Genomic DNA, 15,283 nt, shown 5'->3' with positions numbered 1-15,283 from the left:
TCCTTTGACGCTCCGATCGCGCCTTTTCAATGATTCCGTCATGGCCACCGAGTGAGGCTCCGAATCGGATCACACGCAGAACGGGGACGGAGATGCTCCTGCAACGTCTGGCGAATAACGGAATCCGGCTCGGCACGCTCCTGGAACGTGCCGCGGCCCGGCACCCGGAGAACATCGTGATCCTGGATCACGACCTGGACATCGCGCCCGAGGCCGGGCGCCGCACCACGGTGGCCGAGCTCGCCGACCTGGTCGATGAGTTCGCCACCCGGCTGCGCGCGGCCGGGGTACGCCCCGGCGAGCGGGTCGTGGTGTACAAGTCGAACAGCTTCGACATCACCCTGCTGGCCTGCGTGGTCGCCCGGATCGGCGCGGTTCCGGTGCTGCTCTCCCCCCAACTGGACGGCGCCACCGTGGCCACGCTGATCCGCCGGATCGACCGCCCGCATCTGATCACCGACGCGGCCAAGCTCGCCGACGAGCTACCGCCGTCGGTCTTCGACGACGCCCGGGACGTGTTGCTCGCCGCCGGCGAGCACCCGCGGGCCACCCCGTTGCGCACGTTCGCGGGCATGCCGCGCGTCGCGCCGGTCATCATGCCGCCGGACCAGCCGACGCTGATCACCCACACGTCGGGCACGACCGGGATCCCCAAGCTCGCCGTGCACACCGGGCACACCCTGCAGGCCCGGTACCGGCCGCAGGCCTCGGTGGCCGCGATGGTCCGCCGCCGCCGGCTGGTCGCCCTCCACGTGTCGTTCGTCCACTCACGCATCTTCACCGCGCTGGCGATCACCCTGCTGCGCGGCTTCCCGTTGCTGATGCTCGCCGACGACGACCCGGTCCGGGTGGCCGACGCCTTCGCCCGGTTGCGGCCGGGCATCGTCGAGGCGCACCCCAACTCGCTGCTGCTCTGGGAGCCGCTCGCCGACGACCCACGCGGACCACTGTCCGATGTGAAGTACTACAACAGCACCTTCGACGCCATCCACCCGCGGACCGTGCGGCGCCTGCTCGGCGCGTCCCGGCACCGGGCGCCGGTCTTCGGCCAGCTCTACGGCCAGAGCGAGGCGGGTCCGGTGGTCGGCCGGGCCTTCACCCGCCGGCGTTCGGAGGACGCCGACGGGCGGTGCGTGGGCTTCCCGTTCCCCGGCATGACCGACGTACGGGTGGTCAGCCGCGACGGCGAACCGGTCAGCCAGCGCAACCCGGGCTACATCGAGGTGCGCACCGACGGGCGGATCCTGACCTACCTCGGCGAGAACGAGCGCTACCGCAACCAGGTCAAGGACGGCTGGTGGCGGATGGGCGACGTCGGCTACCGCACCCGCAAGGGCTGCCTGCACCTGCTCGACCGGGAGGTCGACGTGATACCCGGCTTCGGCAGCACGCTGACCGCCGAGGACCTGCTCTTCTCCCGGATGGAGGAGCTGCTTGAGGTGATCATCGTGCCCGGCGAGGGCGATCGTCCGGTGCCGGTGGTGTGCACCCGCGGCGACCGGCCGCTGGACCTCGCGGCGTGGCGCGCCGCCGCGGCCTCGCTGCCGACGATGGCCGAGCCGGTGCAGCGGCGCCTCGCGGAGTTGCCGCAGACGGCCACCACCAAGATCAAACGACTCGAACTCGCCCGCGCGTTGCGGAACGCGGGCTAGCCCGGCCGTGGCGCGTTTCCTGGTCGTGGGCGGCGGCATCGGCGGGCTCGCGACCGCGCTGAGCCTGTCCCGGCACGGGCACGAGGCCGTCGTGCTGGAACGCAACGACACCTTCGCCGAGCTCGGCGCCGGCATCCAGTTGGCCGCGAACGGCATCCGGGCGCTCGACGAGCTCGGCCTCGGTGCGCCGGTCCGGGCCCGCGCGCGAGCGATCGACCACCTGCGGTTCATGGACGGGGTCAGCGGTGAGCACGTCACGAGCATGCCGCTCACCGAGACCTACCGGCGACGGTTCGGCAACCCGTACGTCGTGGTGCACCGCGGCGAGCTGCACCGCATGCTGCACGATGCGGTCCGCGCGACCGGCCGGGTCGAGCTGCGCGCCCAGCAGCACGTCACGGGGTACCACCGGGACGAGGGCAGCGCGACGGCCGTGCTCGAGACCGGCGAGCGGGTCACCGGCGACGTGCTGATCGGCGCGGACGGCGTGCGCTCGGCGGTGCGCCGCCAGCTCGTCGGCGACGGCGATCCGCGCAACAGCGGCATCACCGTGTACCGGTCCCTGGTGCCGATCGAGCGGGTGCCGCCCGAGCTGCGGTGGAACGCGGTCACCTGGTGGGCGGGCCCGGGCTGCCACTTCGTGCACTACGCGATCGCCGGTGGCCGTTTCCTCAACATGGCGGCCAGCTTCGACGACCGGGCCACCCGGGTGGTCTCGGGTGTGCCGGTCCCCGCGGCAACGGTGCGCGGCCTGTTCACCGCGCTGGCCGAGGCGCCCCGGCGGCTGCTCGCGCTCGGCGCGGACTGGCGGGCATGGGTGCTGATCGACCGGCCTCCGGTGCAGGACTGGACCGACGGCCGGGTCGCGCTGCTCGGCGACGCGGCGCACCCGATGCTGCACTACGCCGCCCAGGGCGCCTGTCAGGCCCTGGAGGACGCGGTGGTGCTCGGCGCGCTGTCCGCCGGCCGGACGGACGGGTTCGCGCCGATGCTGCGGGAGTACAACGCGCATCGCCGCGAACGCACGGCCGCGGTGCAGCGCGTGTCGCTGGAGAGCATCCGCCTGTGGCACCCGGTGGGCCCGGCCGCGCATGCCCGCAACGCCCGGCTCGCCGCGCTGACCTCGGACGAGCTTCACGATCACGTGGCCTGGATGCACCATATTCCAAAGTTCTCTAGAATACTGGAATCTTCGGAGAGCGGGAGGACACCATGAGCACCTCCGAGAAGACCGTCCTGATCGTCGGCGGCACCGACGACACGGTCCGCAAGGCGCACGCGCTCGGGTTGCGGGTCCTGCTGCTGCAGCACCCCACCAAGATCAGTGACCGGCAGCGGGAACTCGCGGACCAGGTCCACGTGCTCGACTACACCGACTGGACATTGGTCGAGCCGGTCGTCCGCGAGCTGCACGCCGCGCCGGGCTTCCGGGTGGCCGTCTCACTCACCGAGCCCGGCCTGGAGAACGCGGCCCGCGCCAACGAGCTCTTCGGCATCGAGGCCACCCCCGTCGAGGTCGTGCGCCGCATGCGCGACAAGACGCTGATGCGCGAATGGCTGGCCGGGCGGGACCGCCGGGCCGTGGCCGCGGCACCGTTGCGCGCGGAGAGCGACCTCGCGGCGTTCGGCGCCGCGCACGGCTACCCGTACGTGGTCAAGCCCGCCGACGGCACCGCCAGCCTCGCCGTCTTCCTCGTCGAGGGCGCCGGGCAGGAGGCCGCCGTCTGGGACGCGGTGTGCGGGCTGCGCGGCACCCGCACCGACCGCGTCTCCACCCTGTTCGTGCTGCAGGACTTCGTGATGGAGGAGTACATCGACGGCCCCGAGTTCAGCGTCGAGTCGATGAGCTTCGGCGGGCGGCACGTGATCGTGACGATCACCGAGAAGTTCCTCGGCGCCGGCACCTTCGCCGAGATCGGCCACGGTGTGCCGGCCCGGCTCGACCCCGCCGTGCGGCAGGAGATCCGCGAGGCCGTGTCCGAGTTCCTCACCCACATGGGATACCGCGACGGCGTGGCGCACACCGAGCTGCGGTTCGGCCCGCGCGGCCCGGCGATCATCGAGACGCACAACCGGATCAGCGGGGACGCGGTGCCCGAGCTGGTCGAGCGGGTGTACGGGGTGGACCTCTCGACGTACGCCCTGGCCTGGCCGTTCGGTCTGGTCGAGCCGTTGCCCGACGAGCCGGGCGCGGACGGCGCCGCGGCGTCGCGGTTCGTGCTCGGCCGGCCCGGCACGGTCGTCTCGGTCGAGGGCGCCGAGCAGGCGGCGGCCGAGGACGACGTCTTCGTGGTGCGCATCAGCGCGAAACCCGGCGACACCGTGCGGCAGCTCACCGACAACTGGGACCGGCTCGGCCTGGTCGCGGTCGCCGGCCCGGACACCTCGGCCGCCCTGCTGCGCAGCGAGAAACTGATCAACGACCGGATCCGGATCACCGTGTCTCATGCCGACGGCACCACCAGCATGGCCCGCGCGGCCGAGCTGGGCACGCCCGCCGCCGAGATCCTGGCCGCCCGCCGCGCCCCCGGGGAGGCCCGGTGAGCCTGCTCATCCTGCACCGGAACCCGTTCGAACCGTTCCCGTACGAACGATGGCTCACCGGCTACGACGGCGAGGTGGTGGTGCTCGCCGCCCGGGACAAGTTCGCGAGCTTCGCCGAACCCGTACCCGACGGCCCCGGCCCCTACTTCACCCACCTCGAACTGCTCGACGACTTCCTCGACGGCCGCCGGGTCCGCGCGCGCGCCCTGGAGCTGGCCAGGCGATTCGGCACCAAGCTCGTGGTGGCGCTGCACGAGGGCGACCTGCTGCACGCCGCCTGGTTGCGCGAGAAGCTGGGCCTGCCCGGCCATCGCACCGCCGACCTCGCGCCGTTTCGCGACAAGCTGCTGATGAAGCGCCTGGCCGCCGCCGCGGGTGTCCCGGTCGCCCGGCATGCGGCACCCCGCACGGCCGGCGAAGCTCTGGCCTTCGCCGACGAGCACGGCTTCCCGGTGGTGGTCAAGGACCGCGCCGGCTTCAACTCCATCGGCCTGCGCATCCTGCACGACCGCGACCAGCTCACCGGGCAGGTCGCCGGGGCGTACGCCGACGGCCCGCGCGACGATCTGCTGATCGAGGCGTACGTCCCGGGCCGGATGTGTCATGTGGACGGCCTGGTCGTCGGCGGCGAGACGGTGCTGGCCTGGCCCTCGCAGTACCAGTACGACCTGGCCTCCTTCGGCACCGACCACGGCGCGCGCGTCGACGTCACCCTGGACCCGGCGGACCCGCTCACCCCGCGGCTGCTGGAGCTGACCGACCGCACGCTCGCGGCGTTGCGCCCGCCCGGCAGCGCGATGCTCGACCACGCCTTCCACGCCGAGATCTTCCACACCGCCGACGACCGCCTGGTGCTCTGCGAAGTCGCCGGGCGCACGGCCGGCGCCAAGGTCCGCGAAGTGATCGTGGCGATGTTCGGGGTGAACCTGGCCGAGTGCGTGCTGCGCCTGGAGGTGGGCCTTCCGCTGCCGCCGCTGCCGTCGCCGCCGCCCGGCGGCGGGCTGCCGAGGCCCGCGGCCATGTCCGGGCAGGTGCTGCTCATGAAGCGACCCGGCGAGGTGCGCTCGGTCCCCCGGCAGCCGGCCGAGCCCTGGGTCAGCAACTTCTGGGTGTGGGCCGAGCCCGGTCAGGTCATCCCCCCGGCGGCCGGCTCGGCGGACTTCCTGGCCGCCGCGGTCGCCACCGCGCCGACCCGCGCCGAGTGTGAAGGCCGGCTGCGCGAGCTGGGCCGCCGCTTCGAGGCGCAGACCACGATGGCCAGCCCGCGATGAGATCGCCGTCCGTGCAGGCCCGCTACATGGTGGGCATGGCGGTCGACGCCACCGGGGCGGGCATGTACCTACCGCTGTCCCTGCTCTACTTCCACCACGTCACCGGGCTGCCGGTCGGTCAGGTCGGCGCGCTGATCAGCAGCGCCGCGCTGATCGGACTGATCGGCAACCCGGTCAGCGGCGTGCTGGTCGACCGCTTCGGCGCCCGCACCATCGTGGTCGGCGGCTACCTGGTGCGGGCGGTGGGCTTCACCGCGTACGCGTTCGTGCACTCCCCGGCGCCGATGTTCCTGGCCGTGCTGCTCGTCTCGTTCGGCGACGTGTCGTTCTCGCCGTCGATCCAGTCGTTCATCGCCGAGATCGTGCAGGGACAGGCCCGCGACCGGATGCTCGCCGCCCAGCGCAGCCTGCGCAACGCCGGCCTCGGGCTGGGCGGGCTCATCGCGGCCGGGGTGCTCGCGCTCGACGCCGACGCCGCCTACCTGGCCGTGGTGCTCACCGCCGCGGTCACCTACCTGCTCACCGCGCTCATCATGCGCTCCATCCCGGTGCCGCCCGGCCGCCACGCCCCCGCCGGCGCCAAACGCGGGTACCGCCTGGTCGCCCGCAACCGGCCGTTCCTCACGCTGACCCTGCTCAACATCCCGATCGCATTCGGCTACATGGTGCTCTCGGTCAGCCTGCCGGTGTATGTGACCCAGCATCTTTCCACGCCCGCCTCGCTGATCGGCGTCCTCTACGCGATCAACACGTTCGGCATCGCGGTGCTGCAGATCCCGGTCACCCGGGCGCTCGCTCGCTACCGGCGCACCCGGGCCACCGCGCTGGGCGCCGCCGTGTTCTGCGTGTCGTTCGTGGGTTTCGCGCTCCTCGGGCTGCTTCCCGCCCGGTCCGCCGTGCTGGCCGGGGTGTTCCTCGCGACCGCGTTGTTCACGCTCGGCGAGTTGCTGCACGGCGCGGCGGCGTCCGCGCTGGTGGCCAGCGCCGCACCGGCCGAGACCAGGGGCCGGCACCTCGCGGTCTACCAGCTCTCCTGGGCGGTGCCGACGGCGCTCGCCCCGGCCGTCCTCACCGCGCTGCTCACGTTCTCCCCGGCCGGGATGTGGCTGGTGCTTGCCCTCGGGGTGACCGCGTCGGCGGTGACCCTGCTCGGCGTCGAGCCGCGCCTGCCGCACGACGCGGTGCGACCGGCTCCGCAGGCGGTCACGGTAGGCTGACTTCCCGATGCAGGACCGTCCCGAGGCCCACCGGTTTCCCGAGTCCGAGGTCTACCGGCAGATCGCGCGGATCGGCAAGGCGGTGGCCAGCCCGATCCGGTTGCGACTGCTCGACCTGCTCGAAAAGGGCGAGAGCGACGTCGAGGGCCTCGCCGCGTCGGCCGGCGTCCCGCTCAAGAACACCTCCGCCCAGTTGCAGCAGTTGCGGGCCGCCAACCTGGTGACCAACCGCCGCGAGGGCACTCGGATCCTCTATCGGCTGGCCGGCCCCGAGGTGTCCGCCTTGGTGCACACCCTGGAATCGGTCGCCGAGCTGCGCCTGGCCGATCTGCGCACCGCCATCGGCGACCTGCTCGGCGAGGACGACCTGCAGCCGATCACCGCCGAGGAGCTGTCGCCGCGGCTCGGCGACCCCGACATCATGGTCGTCGACGTGCGCTCGGCGGCCGACTTCGCCCGGGGCCACCTGCCCGGCGCGGTGTCGGTGCCCGCGGCCGAACTGGAGAGCCGCCTCGACGCCATGCCCGCCGGACGGGAGATCATCGCGTACTGCCAGGGGCCGTACTGCGTGCTCTCCCCGCGGATGGTCCGCCTGCTGCACGCCCACGACGTCGCGGCGCGGCCGTTGAGCGGAGGAATTACCCGCTGGCAGCGGCAGGGCCACCCGGTCGAGCCGTGAGCGCGCTGCTGCCGCGCCACCTCGGCGCCGCCTGATAGCATCGACCATGCTGGATGCCAAGGCTTACCTGCACCTCTACCTGCAACAGGTGCGCGACGTGCTGGTGTGGAAACTCGAGGGACTCTCTGAGTACGACGCACGCCGCCCGCTCACGTCCACCGGCACCAATCTGCTCGGCCTCGTGAAACACATGACCGGCAACGAGTTCGGCTATTTCGGCGAGGTCTTCGGCAGGCCCGCCCCCGACGCCCCGGCCTGGCTGGTGGACACCACTGACGCCGGTGATTTCCTCGTCGGCGCCGACGAGTCCCGCGACCAGATCGTCGAGCTGTACCGGCGCTCATGGACGCATGCCGACGCGACCATCGCCGCCCTCGACCTCGACACGCCGGGCACGGTGCCGCACTTTCCCGAAGGCATGCGTGACGTGACCCTACAGTGGATGCTCGTCCACATGATCACCGAAACCTGCCGGCACGCGGGTCACGCCGACATCGTCCGCGAGATGATCGACGGCAGCGCGGGTTTTCACCACACCGTCAGCAACCTGCCCGCGACCGGCAACGCGTGGCGGACCGAATTCCACGACCGCGTGGAATCCACGGCGAGGCAGGCCGCACGCCGCCATGGGGGAAGCGCGGCCGACACGGACTGACCGCCTCCAACCCAGCCATGCGGTCCGCGTCCGGCCCGCCCGGTCAGCACCGGTTCGCGCCCTTGGCGGAAGGCGTCGACGACGTCTGCCCTGCGGTGCAGGTGAGGGCGGTCAGGAGCAGGTCGACGGCGACGGTCATCCGCGCGACGAAGTCCTCTCGCGTGGCCACTTCCTGTTTGATGCCCGCGGCGGTGCTCAGCAGCGTCCGGGTCACCTTCTCCGCGCGGTCCGGGGCCGGTGCCGGCGGGCCGGCCGCGACCGCCTCGGTGACCAGCGCGGCGAACCGCCCGGGGTAGTCGGCGATGACCGGGCCGAGCAGCTCCGGGTTGGTGTCCATCAGGGTGGCGACCTCACGGGTCATCGGGCCGATGTAGCGCCCGGTCCACAGGTCGAACGCCTCGATCAGCCGGTCGTGCAGCGGGCGACGGGTATCCGCCAGGGTGTGTTGCGCCGCGGTGACGTCGCCGTCCAGGGCTTGCACGACGGCGGCCCGGAACAGGTCCGGCTTGGAGGAGAAGAGGAAGTACAGCCCGGGTCGGGAGATGGCCGCGGCCCGGGCGACGTCCTCCATCGACGTCTTCCGGTAACCGAAGCGGGCGAAGGTCTGCAGCGCTGCGGCGAGAACCTGCCCGCGCCGGTCGTTGCGCGGCTCGTCGCCGGTCGTGCGGCCGGGATCACCCATGCCCGGGAGCCTAACACCCGACTGAATGCGCTATACAGGATAAGCATAATTTGTATAGCTAGTCTAGTCATCACAGCTCCCGGGAGGGCACTCATGATCAGCACTCGATTCGGCGCCGCCAGCACCGCCGACGACGTCGTGGCGGGGCTCGACCTCAGCGGCATCCGCGCGGTCGTCACCGGCGCCTCGTCCGGGATCGGCGTGGAAACGGCCCGATCCCTCGCCCGCTGCGGCGCCGAGATCACCCTCGCCGTCCGCGATACGGCCGCGGGACACCGGACGGCCGACGACATCACCCGCGCGACCGGCAACCGTCGCCTGCACGTCAGCGCCCTCGACCTGACCGACAGACGGTCAGTCACCGCTTTCGGCCACCGCTGGACCGGACCGCTGCACCTGCTCATCAACAACGCCGGCGTGTTCACTCCCGGCCTGCGCCGCACCGTGGAAGGCTGGGAGTGGCAGTTCGCCACCCACCATCTCGGCCACTTCGCGCTCAGCCTCGGGCTGCACGACGCCCTCGCGGCGGGCGCCCGGGACCGGGGCGAGTCCCGCATCGTCGCGCTCACCTCGGGCGCACACATGAATTCGCCAGTCGTCTTCGACGACCTCCACTTCGACCGGCGCGACTACGATCCGCAGGCCGCGTACGGGCAGGCGAAGACCGCCAACGTCCTGTTCGCGGTCGAAGCCTCGCGCCGCTGGGCCGCCGACGGCATCGTCGCGAACGCGGTGAACCCCGGCGGCGTCGCGACCGGCCTGCAACGCGACTTCACCAGTGAGCAGCGGGACTATCTCGCCGCGGCCGAGTCCGCGGGAGTCTTCACCTACAAGACCACCCAGCAGGGCGCCGCCACGACACTCGTCGCCGCGGTCGCCCCGGAATTCGCCGGCACCGGCGGCCACTATCTCGACGACGGGAACGAGGCCTGCACCGTGGACGACGACGCGACCCTGTTCGAGCACAGCCACGCCGTGAAGAGGTGGGCCCTGGACCCGGAAGCCGCCCGCAGGCTGTGGCGGGTCTCCCGCGACCATCTTGACCGATGACCGCCGGAATGAACCTTTTTCAACGTGGCGAGGCTGGCAGATGCCGCCGCTGGTCGACGGCGCGCAACCGACGGGCTCGACGCCAGGGTGAAAAAGGTTCAATGGATCAGAATTCGGCTGCGGCCGGGACGTCCTGCGCGAGGAAGGCGTCCAGTTCGGTCAGGAACAGCGGCCACGCCGGCTCGTCGGCGGTGAGCAGGTGGTTGCGCCCGTCGAGCACCACCATCCGGCTGTCGGGGATGAGCCTCGCCAGTTCCGTGGCCTCGGCGAGAGGGGCGCGCGGATCACTGCGGGAGTTGACGATCAGCGTCGGGCAGGAGACATGGCGAGCCAGGTCCAGCACGTCGACGCGGGAGAACCACTGCATGTAGCGCGCCGCGTTGGCGGTCGAGACGGTCAGTCGTTCATACTCGGCGAACTCGTCCCACTTCTCGGCCGGGTCGTCGGCGCGGAGCTGCGCGGCGGCGTACCGCAGATAGCTGAGGTTCTGGGTGCGCCATCCGGTGACGCCGAGCCGCAGATCGAGCTCCGCCTCGTCGCGTTCGGTGGCGGTGCTCGCCCGCGCCGCCCGGCCGCGGGTGATGGCCGCGTTGAGGATCAGCCGGCTGACCCGTTCGGGCCGGCGTGCGGCGTACGCGATCGCCAGGGGGCTGCCCTGGGCCACGCCGAGCAGGGGAAAGCGGTCGAGTCCCGCCGCGTCGGCCACGGCGTCCAAGTCCTTGATCCACTCATCCAAGGTGGACCCGAACGCCGCATCGGACAGGCCGCAGCCCCGCGGGTCGTAGCGGATCAGTTGCCGGCCGCGGGTCAGGCCCTCGAACCAGTGGGCGAACATCGGCATGGCTCGTTCCAAGTCCAGCGCGCTCGGCCAGTTGGCCGTCTTGACCAGGGGCGGCCCGGTGCCGGCGGCGGCCCAGGCGACGTGTTTGCCGTCCGCTGTCCGGCTGAACCGGATGAGGTCACGGGACCGGCCGGGCGCGTCGATGGTGCGGAGCGCGGGCGTCATGGCGGAACCGGCCGGTACGGTCGTTGTCGGGGCGACGAACTGGTAGCCGTGCCGGTACACCGTGCGGATGAGTCGCTGCTGGCGGCCGGTGTCGCCGATGGCGAGGCGAACGGCGCGCAGCCCGGTGGTGAGGGCCGCCTCGGTGCCGAACTCGCCACCCCAGACCGTGTCCAGCAGCTCCTTCTTGGACACCACCCGATCGCGGTGCCGCACCAAGTGGCAGAGCAGGGCGAGGGCCTTGGGTTCGATGGTGGCGGGACGCCTGTCTCGTCGAAGCCGGCCGAGACCCGGATCCAGGTCAAATCGTCCGAAGTGGTAGATCATCGAGCGCACGACGGGATCGTATCGATTCCCGGGCCCGGACAACCCGACGAGTCGCAATCACGACCATCCCTGCCCGGCTCGCGGCCAGCTCTGCGGTCGGCGGCGAAGGTCCACCCCGACTACCATCGGTGCCCATGGATGAATGAGTCGGCGCCACACGGCGCCCACCGGATCCTCGGCCGGCGAAGGAGGGGATGATGCCGACCATCGGCGTGCTGGGTGTCTTGGAAGTGCGTGATCAGGCCGGACGGCCGGTCGGCATCCGGCGCCGCAAGCAACGTGCGCTGCTGGCCCTCTTGGCGACCAACCTCGATCGCCCGTTGACGGCTGACCAGATCATCGAGCGTCTGTGGCAGGTCCGGCCGGCGTCCGCGCGGGCGAACGTGCACTCCTACATCTCCGGTCTGCGTCACCTGTTCGCGGCCACCGGCGCGCCGGTGCGGCTGGCCATGACATCCCAGGGTTACCGCCTTGAGCTACCCGCCGAACGCTGCGACGCCACCCTCTTCCGGGAGCTCGCTCAGGCGGCGCGGCAGGCCGCGGCCCGCGGCAGGCCGGCCGAGGCAGCCGATCTTCTCGCTCGCGCGCTGGGGCTGTGGCGTGGCGAGGTGCTGGAGGATCTCGAGCCCTACGACTGGATCGAGCCCTACGCGGCGCAGCTCGACGACGCCCGGATCACCGCCATCGAAGATCGCGTCGACGCCCGGCTCGCCCTCGGGGAGCACGCGGACCTCGCGGTCGAGCTTGCCGACCTCGTTGCCGCGCACCCGCTGCGGGAACGGTTGTCCGGGCAGCATATGGTCGCGCTCCATCGGGCGGGGCGGGACGACGAGGCCGTGGCCGCGTACGACCGGCTCCGCGCGACGCTGGCCGCCGAGTTGGACGTCCCGCCCAGCCCGGCGACGCAGAAGCTGTACCGGCAGATCCGCGCCGCGGCGGGTCAGATTCCGCCCCGCCACCGGCAACCGGGCCGGACGGCCGGGGTGGTGCCGGCCCTGCTGCCCCCGAATGTCGCCGACTTCACCGGGCGGACGACCGTCGTGCGGGCTCTGCGGGAGATGCTCAGCCCGACGGGCGCCACGGCCGTCGCCTCCGGCCTGCGTATCGCGGGCATCACCGGCATGGCCGGGGTGGGCAAGAGCGCACTGGCCGTGCAGATCGGGCACATGGCCGCGGCCGATTATCCGGACGGTCAGCTTCACGTGAACCTCCGCGGGGCGGGCGACTCGCCCGCCGACCCCGGAGACGTCCTGGGGCGATTCCTGCGGTCGCTCGGCGTGGACAGCCGAGCGGTGCCGGACACGCTGGCCGAGCGGACCGAGATGTACCGGACCGTGCTGGCCAAACGCCGGGTGCTCGTTCTCCTCGACAACGCGGCCGACGCGCCGCAGGTTCGGCCGCTGCTGCCGGGTGCTGCGTCCTGCGCGGTTGTCGTCACCAGCCGGATACGGCTGACCGCGATCGAAGGGGCACGGTGGATCGAGTTGGAGTCCTTGGCCCGCGACGAGGCGGTTCAGTTGCTGGCACGCGTCGTCGCCGACGGCCGGGTCCGGCGGCAGCCGGCCGCCGCGGCCGCCATCGTCCGGCTGTGTGGCGGGCTGCCGCTGGCGATCCGGATCGCCGGGGCCCGCCTTGCCGCACGCCCGGGATGGCGGTTGTCCCATCTGGCCACCCTGCTCGACGACGAGAGGCACGGCCTCGATCAGCTCAGCACCGGCGACCTGGCTGTCAGCGCGTCGCTGGCGCTGAGCTACGAAGGGCTTGAGCCGTCAGCCCGGCGGCTGCTTCGCCGCCTGGCGCTGCCGGAGCTGCCGGACTTTCCGGCCTGGCTGGCCGACGCGGTGCACGGCGGCACCGCCGCAGAGGCAGCAACCGATCTCGATACCCTCGTCGACGCGCATCTGCTGGCCGTCGCCGGAACCGGCGCCGACGGGCAATTGCGTTACCGATTCCACGACCTCGTGCGCGCCTACGCCCGGGCGAGGGCCGGCGTCGAGGACGACGAGGAGACCAGATCCGCCGTCCTGCGGGAGGGCCTGGGAGCGCTTCTGGCGATCGCCGAGCGCATGGCCGGCGACGTTCCGGGCCCGTGCTACGCCCGCATCAGCGGTGCGGCGCGCCGACCGGTGATCGACTGGACGAGGCACCAGGTCGCGCAGATCCCTCCGCTGGACTGGTTCGACGCGGAGCGGCAGACGATGCTGTGCGCGGTCCATCAGGCGTGCGATGCGGGGCTGGACGAACTCGCCTTTGACATCGCCGGCTGCCTGGAGAAGTACTTCGACATGCGCGGCATGTACGCCGACTGGGAGCAGCTCAATCGGCGCGTCCTCGAGGTATGCCGACGGGTGGGGAACCTGCGGGGAGAAGCGGTCATGTTGCGGGGTCTGATCGACGTGACCACATGGAGCACCTCCGATCACAGCGGCGAGGCGATGACCCGCTCGCTTGCCGAGGCGACCCGCCTGCTCGACATGTTCACAGCCCTGGGCGACCTCCAGGGGATGTCCGATGCCGCCGTCATGCGGGCCTGGGCACTCACCGCGGGCGGCAGGCAGCAGGCCGCCGCCGACGCCGCCACCGAGGCGCTGCGGTTGGCCGAGGAGTCCGGGCACCTGGGGGGCCGTGCCCGCGCGTACGTCGCCCTCGCGGTCGTGCTGGGTGAGGACCAGCGCGTCGGCGAGGGGATGGACTGCCTGCACCGGGCGCTGAGCGCCGCCCGGGAGCTGGGCAATCCCCGATACGAGTCGACCGTTCTGCAGTTCCTCGGCATCGCCCACCGCGAGATCGGCAACCTCGACGACAGCGAACGGCTGCTGACCGAGTCGATGTCTCTGTCGCACCGCTACCGCGACAACTACACCGGGGTCCTGAGCATGCTGGCGCTGGCCCGGGTGTACATGCGGCGACGGGACACGCGGGCCAGAGACATCGCCGAGCAGGCGCTGGCGATCGCCCGCGAGTATCGGATGAGCCACCACGTCGCCGATGCCCTCGGTGTCCTCGGTGAGTTGGACCTGGCCGCGGGAGACATCGCGGACGCGGTGGCGCATCTCACCGAGTCGGTCACCATGTGGCGCACCCGCGGCTGGCTGTCCTATCAGGCCGCGGCGCTTGCCACGCTCGGATCTGCCCTTGCGGGCAGCGATCCCACGGCTGCCCGCAAGGTGCTGACGGAGTCCCGGGAGATCTTCGCGCGCCTGGGCAAGCACAATCGGGTGAAGGAGGTCGAGCGGTTGCAGGAAGCCGCCGGCCTGCCCAGTTCCGCCACGTGACTCCGGACCGGGACTACAGGGTAGGGAGAACTATTCGAGGGCGGCTTGGGTGGTGGCGACGCGGAATCCATCGTGGTGGACCACGCCCGTGCCGTTGATGCCTGCGTCTCGGTAGTACGTGACCATGCTGCGATTGCCGGCATCACCCGGATAGATGTTGCGGAATCCGCACCGGGCGGCGCCCACACAGGACACACCGCTGCCATGTTCGGATGGGGTGGCCGTGAACGTCTGCCGCACATCGTTGTGCCACAGCTCCATGAAGCCCGACGCCGGATCGCTCGACCAGTGCACGTGTATCTGGAAATCGTGCCAGGTGCCCTTGTTCAGCGGCGTGGTCCAGATGTTGGTGATTCCCGTGTACGGCTCGTTCGGGCGCGGCCGGGTCTCCAGGACGAGATTGTCGCCCTCGGCGAGGAAATTCAGCGGCGGTGAACCGTCCGCGGTCGAGTGCCACTGCATCAGCACCTGCCACGAGCCGGACGTCGGGAACTCCGGGTCGACGTTCACGTCCCAGGAGTACCAATAGTCTTCACCCTCGGTCTCCAGGGACGGCCCGACCAGTTGGGCGCGTTCACCACAGCAGAACGGTTGGTCGCCGTCACGGACTTCCACCCGAGCGCCGTACGGTCCCTGGTGGCCCGGTTCGATCGTCAGCGGATAGTTCGCCGGCATGCCCGGGCACGGGTCGTTGTAAAAACGGGTCTGGCACAGCGGCCACTGGTCGAAGTCGCCGGTGTCGAAGTCGCCGGTGAAGACCCGTTGACCATCCGCGGCGGAGCCGGGAGGAACGGTCTGCCCGTAGGCCGCACCGGCGAACGCCAGCGTCGTCACGCCGATGACCACGAGCGTGCCGTGCACCGGCCAGCGATGTCGCATCCTGCCTCCTCGGGCCCCGAATCGAGTGCTGGACCAGAAAAGTACCCGG

12 protein-coding genes are annotated in these 15,283 nt (G+C 71.5%); 9 read left to right on the top strand and 3 right to left on the bottom strand.

Annotated elements, in window-relative coordinates:
• The first annotated feature begins 92 nt into the window (after positions 1–92).
• Genes IEY73_RS02390 through IEY73_RS02360 form a run of 7 tightly spaced genes read left to right on the top strand, consistent with a single transcriptional unit; the run spans position 93 to position 8,018 of the window.
• On the top strand, positions 93–1,652 hold the full coding sequence (locus IEY73_RS02390; RefSeq protein ID WP_189077337.1) for a class I adenylate-forming enzyme family protein: 1,560 nt from the start codon (positions 93–95) through the stop codon (positions 1,650–1,652).
• Between the two features lie 7 nt (positions 1,653–1,659).
• On the top strand, positions 1,660–2,868 hold the full coding sequence (locus tag IEY73_RS02385) for an FAD-dependent oxidoreductase (protein WP_189077336.1): 1,209 nt from the start codon (positions 1,660–1,662) through the stop codon (positions 2,866–2,868).
• Entirely contained in the window at positions 2,865–4,196 is a 1,332-nt protein-coding gene (locus IEY73_RS02380) for an ATP-grasp domain-containing protein (protein ID WP_189077335.1), read from the top strand. The genes IEY73_RS02385 and IEY73_RS02380 overlap by 4 nt, the downstream gene beginning before the upstream one ends.
• Positions 4,193–5,467, top strand: coding sequence for an ATP-binding protein (locus IEY73_RS02375; RefSeq protein ID WP_189077334.1), 1,275 nt, complete (start codon positions 4,193–4,195; stop codon positions 5,465–5,467). The genes IEY73_RS02380 and IEY73_RS02375 overlap by 4 nt, the downstream gene beginning before the upstream one ends.
• The gene (locus IEY73_RS02370) at positions 5,464–6,684 is read left to right on the top strand and encodes an MFS transporter (protein WP_189077333.1); all 1,221 of its coding nucleotides are present in this window, start codon (positions 5,464–5,466) and stop codon (positions 6,682–6,684) included. Before IEY73_RS02375 ends, IEY73_RS02370 begins: the two co-directional genes overlap by 4 nt.
• A 7-nt stretch (positions 6,685–6,691) precedes the next feature.
• Complete coding sequence (locus IEY73_RS02365) at positions 6,692–7,363, top strand: ArsR/SmtB family transcription factor (protein WP_189077332.1); 672 nt, start codon at positions 6,692–6,694, stop codon at positions 7,361–7,363.
• A gap of 46 nt (positions 7,364–7,409) precedes the next feature.
• A complete protein-coding gene (locus IEY73_RS02360; protein ID WP_189077331.1) occupies positions 7,410–8,018 on the top strand; it encodes a DinB family protein in 609 nt (202 codons plus the stop codon).
• Between the two features lie 43 nt (positions 8,019–8,061).
• Here the strand turns inward: IEY73_RS02360 and IEY73_RS02355 are convergent, their stop codons facing one another.
• On the bottom strand, positions 8,062–8,700 hold the full coding sequence (locus IEY73_RS02355; RefSeq protein WP_189077330.1) for a TetR/AcrR family transcriptional regulator: 639 nt from the start codon (positions 8,698–8,700) through the stop codon (positions 8,062–8,064).
• Positions 8,701–8,793: 93 nt separating this feature from the next.
• Between IEY73_RS02355 and IEY73_RS02350 the strand changes: the two genes are divergently transcribed.
• Complete coding sequence (locus IEY73_RS02350) at positions 8,794–9,750, top strand: SDR family NAD(P)-dependent oxidoreductase (RefSeq protein WP_189077329.1); 957 nt, start codon at positions 8,794–8,796, stop codon at positions 9,748–9,750.
• A gap of 106 nt (positions 9,751–9,856) precedes the next feature.
• Here IEY73_RS02350 and IEY73_RS02345 read toward each other — a convergent pair whose 3' ends face one another.
• Positions 9,857–11,080, bottom strand: coding sequence for an alpha/beta hydrolase (locus IEY73_RS02345; protein WP_189077798.1), 1,224 nt, complete (start codon positions 11,078–11,080; stop codon positions 9,857–9,859).
• A gap of 197 nt (positions 11,081–11,277) precedes the next feature.
• Here IEY73_RS02345 and IEY73_RS02340 point away from each other — a divergent pair, with 197 nt between their 5' ends.
• On the top strand, positions 11,278–14,355 hold the full coding sequence (locus IEY73_RS02340; RefSeq protein WP_189077328.1) for an AfsR/SARP family transcriptional regulator: 3,078 nt from the start codon (positions 11,278–11,280) through the stop codon (positions 14,353–14,355).
• Positions 14,356–14,385: 30 nt separating this feature from the next.
• Here IEY73_RS02340 and IEY73_RS02335 read toward each other — a convergent pair whose 3' ends face one another.
• Entirely contained in the window at positions 14,386–15,234 is an 849-nt protein-coding gene (locus tag IEY73_RS02335; protein WP_189077327.1) for a polysaccharide lyase family 20 protein, read from the bottom strand.
• Positions 15,235–15,283 lie beyond the last annotated feature (49 nt).

It is taken from the genome of Mangrovihabitans endophyticus, from assembly GCF_014646155.1.
Lineage (GTDB): Bacteria > Actinomycetota > Actinomycetes > Mycobacteriales > Micromonosporaceae > Actinoplanes > Actinoplanes endophyticus.
This window is presented reverse-complemented; position numbering and strand designations above follow the sequence as displayed.